Source organism: Acinetobacter sp. P1332 (assembly GCF_044057475.1).
GTDB lineage: Bacteria > Pseudomonadota > Gammaproteobacteria > Pseudomonadales > Moraxellaceae > Acinetobacter > Acinetobacter johnsonii.
On record NZ_CP171157.1, the window covers coordinates 1,200,482 to 1,213,203 of the forward strand.

The window sequence follows — 12,722 nt, forward strand, 5'->3', positions numbered from 1 at the left end:
TTATGCTGATCTTTTTCTGGCTTACTTTTCTAAATATTGTAACTTATCTGTTTTACCGTTCCATTCTTCACGGTCAGCAGGTTGGTCACCAATCTGGGTAATGTTCGGCCAAGTTTGTGATAACTCAGCATTTAGTTCAATAAATACTTCTTGACCTTCTGGCAGTTCATCTTCAGAGAAAATTGCATTTGCTGGACATTCAGGTTCACACAGTGCGCAATCGATACATTCATCAGGATTGATCACTAGAAAGTTTGGACCTTCATAGAAACAGTCTACTGGACAAACTTCTACGCAGTCTTGATATTTACATTTAATACAATTTTCAGTGACAACAAAGGTCATGGCGAAGGCTACCTAAAAATATGGTTCTAATAACTAATGTGTATTTTAGGCAAAAACAGCACCAACTAACAATTGCTTTTATTGATATTTGTTATATGCACGGCTGTTAAATTTGATAAAAACTGAACATTCTGCTGAAAATTGCTTTTTACAATAAAAAAGACCGTCATTTTGACGGTCTAGACGGTTTACAAAAATAGAAAACTACTATGAATGTAGCTGATCTTTCAATGCATAAAGCTGCTGTAAGGCTTCACGTGGACTTAAGTTATCGACATCAATGCTCTTGAGTAGTTCAAGTGCGGCAGAAGGCTTCTCAATTTCGACCACACGTTCAATGATTTCAAGTTCAGGTGTTTCTATCGCGGCAAACAAATCATTTTGAACGACTTTAGGTTTTTGCAGCTGTTGCTTCTCTAAAATTTTCAGACGATTTTGTGCTTCTTTGATCACACTGGCAGGAATACCCGCCAATTTTGCTACCTGTAAGCCGTGACTTTGGCTCGCTGGCCCATGTTGGACTTTATGTAACAAAATGAGGTTGCCATTGAGTTCTTTTGCGGTGACATGGTAGTTATCAATAGCAGTTTCTTTGGCTAGCTCGGTTAGTTCAAAGTAATGTGTGGCAAATAAACATAAGCATTTAATGCGTTTGGTTAAGTCAAGTACGCAAGCCCATGCCAAGGATAAACCATCATAGGTACTGGTGCCACGACCAACTTCATCCATCAGAACCAGCGACTGATTGGTTGCATGATGTAGGATTTGCGAGGTCTCAGTCATTTCCACCATAAAGGTCGATTTGCCTGTAGATAGGTCGTCCGCAGAACCAATACGGGTAAAGATTCGATCAATAGGACCTAAGACTGCTGATTGGGCTGGTACATATGAGCCACAATAGGCCAATAGGCTAATTAAAGCCGTTTGACGCATAAAGGTTGATTTACCGCCCATGTTAGGACCCGTAATAATGGCCATGCGGTGGTTAAAATCAAGTGTCGTGTCATTCGGTGTAAATGAGGCTTTGTTCAAAGCCTCAACCACTGGATGACGTCCCGCAATAATTTTAACCCCAATTTCTGGACTATACTCAGGACGTGACCAATTGCGTAAGCGAGCCTGATGTGCAAAGTTGGCTAAGAGGTCGATCTGCGCAATAGCGCTGCTCATCATTTGTAAATGCCCAATCTCGGCGCGCAGTTCATCTAAAAGCATTTCGAACAGCATTTTTTCGCGAGCTAATGCACGGGATTCACTCGAAAGCACTTTGTCTTCAAAGGTTTTTAGCTCAGGGGTGATATAACGCTCAGCATTTTTCAAGGTTTGACGACGAATGTAGTGATCAGGTGCTTGCTCGGCTTGTGCACGGGTCAGTTCAATATAATACCCACTGACACGGTTATAACCAATTTTTAAGGTCGAAATTCCAGTATTTTGACGTTCTTGAATTTCAAGGTCGATCAAGTACTGTCCTGCATGATCGCGGATTTTACGGAGTTCATCGAGTTCATGATCAAAACCTTCCGCTATCACATTTCCATCTCGTAAAAGCACAGGTGGATGTTCAACGATGGCAGACATTAAACGTTGATGTAAGCCATGGAAATCACCCAATTCCTCATTCAATTGGGTAATGAGTGCGGACTGTTTACTTTGAATCACGGGTTGAATGGCATGACGTAAATAAGGGACTTGCGCACAGGCTTGGCGCAGTTGCACTAAGTCACGCGGACGGGCGCTACCTAAAGCCACCCGACTGAGGACACGTTCGATGTCTCCAATCTCTTTTAATACTAAACGGACTGGTGATTCATGGTAACCATCCACAAGACTCTTAGTGGCATCTAAACGTGCGTCTAAGAGCTTGGTATCACGTAACGGTTGCATCAGTGTACGACTAAGTAAACGTCCACCCATTGCCGTTTGACAGTCATTGATGAGTTGAAATAATGACGTGCCGTGTTCAAACAGAGGCTCAACTAGCTCTAAGTTTCTACGTGTCACAGGGTCAAGCGCAATGAAATCACTGCTTTGTTCAAGCTGAATAGAGCGAATATGCGGTAAGGCTGTTTTTTGCGTTTCTTTGGCATAATGAATCAGCGATGCTGCTGCTGCTTTGGCAAGCGGCAAATGGTCAATACCGAAACCAGCTAAAGTCGATACAGCAAACTGATCACATAAAGTTTTTTGTGCATTGTTTAAATTAAAGTCGACATTGGGACGGCGTGTTACAGGGCAGTCGAGCAGTTTTTTAATGTGTTCAATGATATTGGGGTCGACAATATTTTCATCGACCAAAATTTCACTTGGCATCAGACGAGACAGTTCAATACCGAGTTGCTCAAGCTGAAACTCTTGTTGCTGAACTTTGAATAAACCTGCACTTAAATCTAACAGCGCAATACCAATTTCGTTTTGTTGTACGCAAAGCGCGACAAGATTTGAACTTTGATGTGCAGTCAGTAAGGCATCATCTGTCAGTGTACCTGGGGTAATAATCCGGACAACGCCACGTTCAACAGGGGCCTTACCTGTGACTTCACCAATTTGCTCGCAAATAACGACGGTTTCGCCTTTTTTCACCAAGCGAGCAAGGTAGCCTTCAGCTGCATGGTAAGGAACACCTGCCATAGGGATGGGTTCACCATTGGCTTTGCCACGATGGGTCAGGGTAATCCCGAGAAGTTTAGCGGCCTTGTGTGCATCTTCAAAGAACAGCTCGTAGAAGTCACCCATACGATAGAACATCAAAGAGTGCGGATGTTGCATTTTGACGCCCATGTACTGTTGCATCATGGGTGTGAGTGTGGACAAATCAGTTATGATTCCCGAATTGCTCATGTAGGTGAAATCCTTAAATCTTTGAAAATGCACAATATAAAAATAGACCGAGCGACACCGCTTACCGTGTGTATTTATGCGCTATGAACAGCTATTGTATGAATGGCAATATCTTAGCAAAATTGAAAACGACTAAACAATAAATCATCTATAAAGCGAACAGTTGTTAAACAGCCAAGTGATTATTGCTGTAGGCATTAGGTGTAAAGCAAAAATAAAAAAGCCTAAACATCTGTTTAGGCTTTTTAAGATTTAAGGCTTATACAGACCGAGTTCAGTCAGCTGCAACCGTAGGATACGACGTATCTCAAGAACAGCTTCAGGCGTTTCTTGAATAGAATGTCCACCTTTAATAATCTTCTCAGACAATGCACCATCTAGATGGGCACTCGTATAAGGCACGACATCGTCTGTAATGATATTGATGTCATCACTTTTGGTCGCATTCCCCATGATGCTGTGGAATTTCATGCCTTTGTATGGAACGACGTTTTTAGTTAACCGAGTGAAGTTAGAGTTCTTGCTGAGATCACTTGGCCCATTTTGTATGAGTCCATTATCTACATCTTTAATAAATTCTTGTAGGTCAGGGTCACTACTTTGTATAACATCGGTCAGTGCCCCCAAAAATGCACCTGGTAGACGAATGACTTTACGCGCCGCGAGGGTAAACCAGCGGTCAGCAAACTCTGTCCCACGATGTGGCGCTGCTAAGAAAATGGCCCGACTGAAATTTGGAATCGGTTGAATGTCGAGGCGCGATTTAAACAGAGGATCATTTTTAAATTGTTGCACACGTCGATTGGGTAGCAGTTTCATTGCCGCAGGGGTTAAGTCAGCATCGCTTACCAAAAGCCGCGCAATAATACCGCCCATACTATGACCCACTAGCACGGCATCCTTTTTGGCAGGCGCTTTGCTATCGACCAAATTAAAACTTTGTTGAATGATTGCATAGATTTGGAAACGACTTTCCAAAATTGGCATATTGGTCGAGTAGAACACTTGCCAGACTTGATAGTGTTCACGTAGCACGGGATCGCCCATGACATCATTCGTCAAACGAATCCATGCCTCTGGACTACTGGCTAGTCCGTGAACGAGCACCACCACTTTTTTATTTGGGTTGTACGGCTCAAGCATGTATAGGTGCGGCATAGTGAGGCGTGCATCACGATCAATCAGTGATAAATACGCGGCTTTACCTAAATTGTTTTGTGCCAACCATAAGCCATAAGGCGCAGAAAAGTTTGCAGCAAGAGGGTAACTTTTGCCTGCAATTTTCGCAGATTCAAACTTATAGGGATCATAAGCTGAGATTTCAAACTCAGGGTTGTTTAAGATCTCATCGATATTGGATGCAGAGCGTGGTTGTGCGGTAATAGTCGCTGCTAAATAACGGGCATTGTGAATGTTAGGATTACGACCATTGGTGTACTGATAATGCAGTGGATCGACAATATATTTGGCTTTTTCAGGTGAGGTATCGTTATGCTCAGGTGGGAGAACAATCAGAAACTCTGAACCAAAACCATCGCGACGCGTGATAGAGCGGAGGCCTGAGAAGTTCATATTGTAAGTTGACATTAGTTGTTCAACTTGACGGTTTTTTAAAAGTGGGTAGTTATCGTAATTTATGCGGTAAATACTTTGTCCCACTTTGATTTGATTACCGACTTCAGATGGTTCATGGCGTAGTCCATAACTATGTACAAGTTTAGCGATAGCTTGGTTATAAAAGTCACGCAGTTGGACTTGTCGGTTATCAAAAATACGATCTTGGGGACCACGTTTGGTGTTAAACATGTAGGCATAACTATAGCGAATACTTTTATCCAACATGCCGAGTTGCTCATCTAGGCAGCTTTGGTAGTTTTGTTTTTGTAGCGCTTTTTTTTCTTCGGACTGAGTCTTGGCTAAAATACTCACTTTACAGGTAGATGATTTTTCTAAGGAAATTGCTTTAGCGAGATACAGTTCGCTGGCAGTAGAGAGGAGTTGTTCATCCTGAATTTGTGGAATTTGTCTGAGTTCGCTGACACATTCTTCAGGTTGCTCTGAACAGATTTTGGCTTCTCGACCTGTCATGGACAACACGTTTAGACTCGCTTCACTGAGCTTATCTCGCGTTAAAATACTCTCACGCTCATTGGTAATCGTGACGTTCAGTGATTGATTTTTCACACTGACCACTTGGCAACCACTCAAGAGCGAAAATAGAGCAGTTACTATCAAGGTGCTACGGATGTATTTAGGCATAAAAAGCATCGACTACCGTTTATTCTTTTGAATTTTTTAAATCATACGATAATTTTCGGATTTATCAATTCGCCTAAAATAAAAATAGACCGAAAATTCGGTCTATTTTTTAGGTACATCAGAAGTGATGGAATTATTTTGCAGTATTTAGAACTTGCCAAACATTCCAACGACCTTGTTTTTCAATTTCATTAATCAAGCGATCCGCAACTTCAGCTTCTTGTGGATATTTCAATTTGTAGTTTTTCAAGGTTTGCACCGCATTTTTCTTTTGTTCCATCGCGATGTAGTTATTTGCTGTCGCTAAATATGCTTCTTGAACACCAGCTTTCATTGCTTTATCGAGGTATGGCATTGCTTCGCGTTGACCACCACCTTCAGACAAAGCAAAACCGAACCAGAAGTTTGCTTCAGGGTCTTCTTGGTTAATTTTTAAAATACGCTGTGCATAAGCCAAAGACTTGGTGGTATAGACTGAACCAAGGTCTAAATTACGTGCCATAACGCTGGCTTTGAATGCACGGACCAGTACATCAAATGAAGCATTGTCTTTTGATGCTAACGTATCAAGCTGTTGTGTCACTTCTTTTAGTTTTAACTCAAAACCTTTACGTTCTTGGCGTTCTGTAAAACGTGGTGGGTAGTGACGGGCTTTGCCTTCAGCCAACTGTAAGAAGTCATCAATTTCAGTAATGTCGACTTCATTGTCGCCTGCCAGTACGGCAAACTTTAATTGACGGTCTTTGCTGTTTATGGTTGGAATAATCAGTTTATTGGTGTCTAAAACCATTTTTTTAGATGGATCGTCAGAGCGAGTCACTTCCATTTTTGTTACAGGCTGAGCCGCTGCTTTTTTTAAGTTAATTTCAAATGGAGGTGGCGCATCATAATTAAATGGATTGAGTGCATAAAATGGTGCAGTTAATTCAGGCTCTGTAAAAACGATGGTATCGTTGTTATTCTTCGTTGGGTTTGAGCTACACGCTGTTAAAAACGAGACAGCAAGAACAGCAACCGCTAAGGGTTTAAGCATCATAAGGTTCTTCCATTCATTATTTTAAGAAGTGGTATAAAAGGCATGTTCGTCAGTCTAAAAAAACTCTGATGAACATGCAAGGTTTGCTATAGGCAGGTTTTCAAAAACTAACACTTTTCATGTTTAGTCATTGGATGGCAGGCTTTGAGCTTCACATTCGCGGCGTACATCTTCCAAAATTTTCAATTCTTCAGCACTAAAGGGTTGTTCATTTTGTTGTTGCTTTTTAAAGGTTGGATCAAGCAAAGACAAACGTTGGCATAAGGTGTTCATCCGTTTTTCATTGAGCTGAATGCGGTCAAGTAGAACACGCATACCTTCAAGAATTGGATCAGACTGGTCTTGTGTTGCAGCATAAGGTTGGAAACCAATACTTTCTGCATAATCACGACGACGTGTTTCTGCCTCATCTTTCGGTTTATCTTTAGAAATAAAGCGTGCAGGGTTACCAACTGCGGTCGTGTCGGCTGGAACTGCTTTGGTGACGACTGCATTTGAGCCGACTTTCGCATTTTTACCGACAGTAAAAGGGCCTAAAATTTTAGCACCAGCACCAACCACTACGCCGTCTTCTAAGGTCGGGTGACGTTTGCCTTTATTCCATGTAGTTCCACCTAAAGTGACACCGTGATATAAGGTCACATCGTCGCCAATTTCAGCGGTTTCACCAATCACGACGCCCATGCCATGGTCAATAAAAAAACGACGACCAATTTTAGCACCCGGGTGAATTTCAATACCTGTTGCAAAACGGCTAAAAGAAGACAATAAACGTGCTGAGCCTTTACATTCTTTTTTCCATAACTCATGCGCCATACGGTGCATGATCAAGGCATGAATGCCTGGATATGTGGTTAGAACTTCTAAAGTGTTTCGTGCCGCAGGATCGCGCGCGAATACAGCTTGTATATCTTCTTTGAGCTGTTTAAGCATTAGATTGATCCTCTGTTTGATCCGTATTTGACTTTTTCCATGTGCCATTGTTTAAGGCTTGTACACGACTAAAAATACCACGAAGTAAATGATATTCCATACGATCTAATTGTATACGTCCAAAAAGACGACGCAAGCGTAAAGGCAGTAATCGTGGATTTTTGGGGTCTAAAAATTCAATCTCGGCCAACATTTTTTCAATGTGCGGGTAGAACTGTTCCATTTGCTCATGGGTGACCAAAGGCTCATCCCATTGCATAGACTCTGTATCTGTGACAGGCATGGTTGCAGCTTCATCTTCACCGCTTTCCACAGCAGCCAGTGTGGCCATACGCATTTCATAACAAATCACTTGAATGGCTTGAGCCACATTTAGTACACCATAGTCTGTATTTACAGGAATGGTGACATGATAGTTAGCCATGGCCAGTTCTTCGTTGGTCAGTCCGCGGTCTTCACGGCCAAATACAACAGCAACGTCTTGCTGATCATTCACCACTGCTGAAATTGATTTTTCAGCCGCAGGGCGTGCGTCAAGCAAAGGCCAAGGAATGGTACGACTACGCGCACTCGTGCCAAACACTAAATGGCAGTCTTTGATGGCATCGGCAAGGGTTTCAACGATTTCAATCTGCTCAATTAAATCAGTTGCACCCGCAGCCAAAGCATCAATATCGGGATGTGGATAGGTTTTTGGCGCAACCAACACCAGCTTTGAGAGTCCCATTGTTTTCATGGCGCGCAGTGCGCTACCAATGTTCGCAGGGAGTGTGGTATTGACCATGACAATACGCACATGGGAGAGATGCGCTGAAACAGCGGCATTGTCAAATTGGCTCATGATTTTTCCAATGAATCTTTAAAATTTAAATAATTAAGAGAACTGACCGACTTCAGCTTGATATAAGTCAATGGCATCATCCATGCTCATATCCGCAGGGGGCGGTGGTACATCTACAGGTTTGGCTTCTTCATAGCTCACCGCTTTGGCTGCTTTGGATTTGACTTGATATTCCACATGAAGATTTTCTTTACCAAAATAGTCACGCAGTTTAGAAAGTAGTTCATCCAGCGGTGCCACTTTCCAATTGATCCCTAAGTGCAATTCAGCCGTGGCATACGGGTAGTCCAATAGCAATTGCAGCGGGATGTGATTACACATATCGACATTACAAAAGGGTGCAAGTATATTTTTTAAATCTTGACTCAGTGTTTTTGTACTATGTGTTGGGTCGAGACGAATTTGAATACAGTTGGCGCGTTTTTGACGAATTTCATTCAGAGTAAATGCTTTGGTTAAGCGTCCCATTGGACGGTCAAAACCTTCACGCTCGTAAATTTCGCCTTCAATTACCACGACTTTTTCATTTTGAATGATGTCTTTAAAACGCATAAAGCGTTCATGATTCGCAGAGACTTCAATTCGTGAGGTACCATCATCCAACGTCACCATCATTCGGTTCGGGAAGTTGGCTACATCGACCACGAGACCTGCAAAAACCGTAGTAACACCACGACGGGTTGGGGTAAGTTCATTGATTTTGTTCGGAATAAACGCTTTCAACTCAGTGCGATAGACATCAATTGGGTGGCCGGTTAAATACAACCCTAGAGTATCTTTTTCACCTTTGAGACGGACTTCATCTGACCAAGGTTTAACGGGTTTAGCGGGTTTACGTTGTACTTCTTCAACTTCACCAAACAAGTCCATGATACCTGTTTCACGGTTTGAGCGAGCTTGTTCAGCCGCTTGTACCGCTTCAGGTAGTTGCGCCATTAGACTTGAGCGTTCAATGCCGAGGCAGTCTAAAGCACCTGATCGAATCAACGCTTCTAAAGTCCGTTTATTAATTTTTTTCAGATCAATACGGTGGCAGAAATCAAACAAATCACGATATGGCCCATCTTGAATACGTGAGTCAATGACTGACTGCATCGCCGCTTCACCGACGCCTTTAATCGCACCGAGCCCATAGACGATTGTTTTATCGTCCGAAGCATGGAATTGATAGATAGACATATTGACCGAAGGCGGCAATACCTCTATATCGTTGTGTCGACAGTCATCAATCAAGAACACCACGTTATCGGTGTTTTGCATTTCCGATGACATCACCGCTGCTAAGAATTCAGCTGGATAATGCGCTTTGAGCCATGCCGTTTGATAGGCCACTAAGGCATAAGCTGCGGCATGCGATTTGTTAAAGCCATAACCTGCGAACTTTTCCATATAGTCAAAAATATGGTTGGCAGTGGCTTCATCAATGTCTTTTTTCGCTGCACCTTCCGTGAAAATTTGGCGCTGTTTGACCATTTCTTCGGGCTTTTTCTTACCCATTGCACGACGAAGTAAGTCCGCACCACCCAAGCTATAGCCCGCACAATACTGTGCTGCCTGCATTACCTGTTCTTGGTAAACCATAATGCCGTAAGTCGGCTCAAGTACACCTTCAAGTAGGGGGTGAAGATATTCAAACTCGCCACCATGCATACGGTGGATAAAGTCTGGAATCAGGTCCATCGGACCCGGACGGTAAAGGGATACGAAGGCGATAATTTCTTCAAATTTGCTTGGACGTGCTTCCTTGAGCATTTTTTTCATGCCCACGGATTCAAACTGGAAGACCGCTGTGGTGTTGGCATTGGCAAAGATAAGGTATGCATCTTTGTCATCAAGCGGAATGAACGCAATGTCTAAAGGCACATCTAACTGAATGCGCTTATTGATATTCTTCACGGCATCTTCAATGACCGTTAAGTTACGTAGACCCAAGAAGTCGAACTTCACCAGACCTGCAGATTCAACGTCGTCTTTATCGTACTGCGCAACACGGCCTGTACCATCTGCGTCACATAGAACGGCAGAAAAGTCGGTAATTTTAGTTGGGGAAATGACCACGCCACCTGCGTGTTTACCTGTGTTACGGGTAATGCCTTCGAGTTTTAATGCCATTTCCCAAATTTCAGCGGCATCGTCATTGTCTGGGTTAGATGGGTTGGTGACAATGTCTTTAAGTTGTGGCTCTGCTTCAATGGATTCTTCGAGGCTTAAACCTAAAGGTTTAGTCGGAATCATTTTTGAGATTCGGTCTGCCAAACCATAGGATTTACCCAAGACACGTGCCACATCACGAATAGCACCTTTGGCTGCCATGGTGCCGAAAGTGGCAATTTGTGATACTGCATCGCGTCCGTATGTACGCGCAACATAGTCAATCACACGATCACGACCAGCAATACAGAAATCGACGTCGAAATCGGGCATTGAAACACGTTCTGGGTTTAAGAAGCGTTCGAACAGTAGTCCGTATGGGAGAGGATCAAGATCCGTAATTTTTAAGCTGTATGCAACAAGTGAACCTGCACCTGAACCACGACCTGGACCAACGGGAACGCCATTACCTTTGGACCATTGGATGAAGTCCATGACAATCAAGAAGTAGCCTGGGAAACCCATTTTAAGAATGGTCCCGATTTCATACTCTAAACGATCATCGTATTCTTTACGTTTTTGAGGCCAGTATTCATCACGCGTTTCTGGTGGATATAAAAAGTCTAAACGCTCTTCTAAACCTTCTTTGGATAAATGTGCAAAGTAGGTGTCAATGGTATGGCCTTCAGGAATAGGGTAGTCAGGCAGGAAGTATTTACCTAATTGCAGAGTGACGTTACAACGCTTCGCGATCTGATAAGTATTTTCAATTGCAGAGGGAATGTCTGCAAATAACTCCGCCATTTGTTGGCCAGATTTAAAATATTGCTCTGGAGAGTAATTTTTTGGTCGGCGGTTATCCCCTAATACATAACCATCGGCAATACAGACTCGGGCTTCGTGTGCTTCAAAGTCTATTTCTTTCATGAAGTGCACATCGTTGTGCGCAACTACACCAATATTGTATTTTTTAGCCAGTTTTAGGGCTTCATAGTTGAAGTCATCTTCACCTGAACGCTCTGTTCGACATAAAGCCAAATAAACACGATTGCCAAACTTTGCAATCCATTCTTCGAGTAAAGGTTCGGCTTTTTGCGGATTCGATGTACAGAGCATTTTGCCGACATCAGATCGCATGCCAAGTAGCGCAATCAGGTCATGGTTTTGTTCTAAAATCCAGTCTTTTGCAACGCAAGGAATATCAAGCTGTTGACCTCGGATAAAACCTTCTGAAACCAGTTCGGTTAGATTACGCCAGCCAACATTGCTCATCGCCAATAATGTCACGCGATGTTCAGCATCGTTCAAGCGAACTTCTGAACCCATAATCGGTTTGATACCATTATCTAAGCATTTACCATAAAATTTTACAGCAGCATGTAAGTTAGATAAGTCAGTAATGGCAAGGGCTGGCATACCTTCTGCCTTAGCAGCTTTGACTAAATCAGGTATACGTACAATTGATTCTGTGATTGAAAATTCTGTATGAATACCAAGATGTACAAAGTGCATAAGTGAGTCCCTGCAAAAACCGCTGAATAGTTTAACATGCTCTGCCTTCATTCTGAGTGCGATTCAAATGAATTGGCAAAATTTAATAGGCTACAGTGTTTGGACTGTTTATTTTATTGTCAGTAAGTTCTAAACGACTTAAAAAAGCCAATGTCAGTCGCATTGTTTCTTGGAATAAAAGCCTTTATCAGGCCACTGCTTGCTGAAGGGCAAAATTACTTAACCGTCCATTTTTAAAACCAAAGTTGAGATAAGCTGTGTAGGGTGGGGCAAAGTCTTGGGGTTTTTTTAGAAAGGCTTTGATTTCATTGGGCTGCAAGAGCAAAACTTGGGCTTCACCTGATGCTGCCATACCTTGTGCACTGTATTTAAAGTCTTGTTTAAACTGCTGCAAAGTATAATTCGGTGTGATCTGAGTATTTTGCACGCGTATATTTTCGCCCATCGCTTGAGTGCTTTTCCAGTCAAGCCAAACACGGCCTTTGGTTTGACCGAGTTGTTTTAAACTCGCTTTGTCTTTATAGAATTTTTCAGCCTGAATCTTGGGATTATCTTCGCTAAAAATCTCAAATTTTAGGGTTTTGGGTTGGGTACTGGTAATACTGTATTCATAGTTGCCTGTACATTCGGCATATTGTTTGCTGGTTTTTCCATTCGGAGGAGCGAGTAATTGACTGACTTGATGTGCTGTCACAGGTGCATTGAGTTCAACCTGATTCACTTTTACACTGGTGACGTAGTTATAGGGATTTGAAGCTGCATGGCTGAGCATCGGCAAAAGACTTAGACTGATCAATAGAGTTGTTATTTTCATCGTTATAGCTTTTAAAAGTGTTGTTTGCCAGATTATATAAAACTTAGACC

At 42.5% G+C, this 12,722-nt stretch carries 8 protein-coding genes; all 8 read right to left on the reverse strand.

The window, feature by feature from the left end:
* Nucleotides 1-21 precede the first annotated feature (21 nt).
* The gene (gene fdxA / locus ACFN7Z_RS05830) at nucleotides 22-345 is read right to left on the reverse strand and encodes a ferredoxin FdxA (protein ID WP_010327061.1); all 324 of its coding nucleotides are present in this window, start codon (nucleotides 343-345) and stop codon (nucleotides 22-24) included.
* Nucleotides 346-552: 207 nt separating this feature from the next.
* Nucleotides 553-3,186 (reverse strand): DNA mismatch repair protein MutS, encoded by a 2,634-nt coding sequence (gene mutS, locus ACFN7Z_RS05835; protein WP_010327060.1) that lies wholly within the window; start codon nucleotides 3,184-3,186, stop codon nucleotides 553-555.
* A gap of 252 nt (nucleotides 3,187-3,438) precedes the next feature.
* A complete protein-coding gene (locus ACFN7Z_RS05840) occupies nucleotides 3,439-5,445 on the reverse strand; it encodes a triacylglycerol lipase (RefSeq protein ID WP_029575059.1) in 2,007 nt (668 codons plus the stop codon).
* A gap of 133 nt (nucleotides 5,446-5,578) precedes the next feature.
* Complete coding sequence (locus ACFN7Z_RS05845; RefSeq protein WP_029575058.1) at nucleotides 5,579-6,481, reverse strand: ABUW_2363 family tetratricopeptide repeat lipoprotein; 903 nt, start codon at nucleotides 6,479-6,481, stop codon at nucleotides 5,579-5,581.
* 123 nt (nucleotides 6,482-6,604) lie between these two features.
* Nucleotides 6,605-7,414 carry a serine O-acetyltransferase gene (gene cysE / locus ACFN7Z_RS05850; protein ID WP_004696365.1) on the reverse strand — a complete coding sequence of 270 codons (810 nt, stop codon included), beginning with the start codon at nucleotides 7,412-7,414 and terminating at the stop codon, nucleotides 6,605-6,607.
* Nucleotides 7,407-8,255 carry an RNA methyltransferase gene (locus ACFN7Z_RS05855; RefSeq protein WP_010327057.1) on the reverse strand — a complete coding sequence of 283 codons (849 nt, stop codon included), beginning with the start codon at nucleotides 8,253-8,255 and terminating at the stop codon, nucleotides 7,407-7,409. The genes cysE and ACFN7Z_RS05855 overlap by 8 nt, the downstream gene beginning before the upstream one ends.
* Nucleotides 8,256-8,288: 33 nt before the next feature.
* Entirely contained in the window at nucleotides 8,289-11,858 is a 3,570-nt protein-coding gene (dnaE, locus tag ACFN7Z_RS05860; RefSeq protein ID WP_010327056.1) for a DNA polymerase III subunit alpha, read from the reverse strand.
* A 187-nt stretch (nucleotides 11,859-12,045) separates the two neighbouring features.
* Entirely contained in the window at nucleotides 12,046-12,672 is a 627-nt protein-coding gene (locus tag ACFN7Z_RS05865; protein ID WP_029575057.1) for a hypothetical protein, read from the reverse strand.
* Nucleotides 12,673-12,722: the final 50 nt, after the last annotated feature.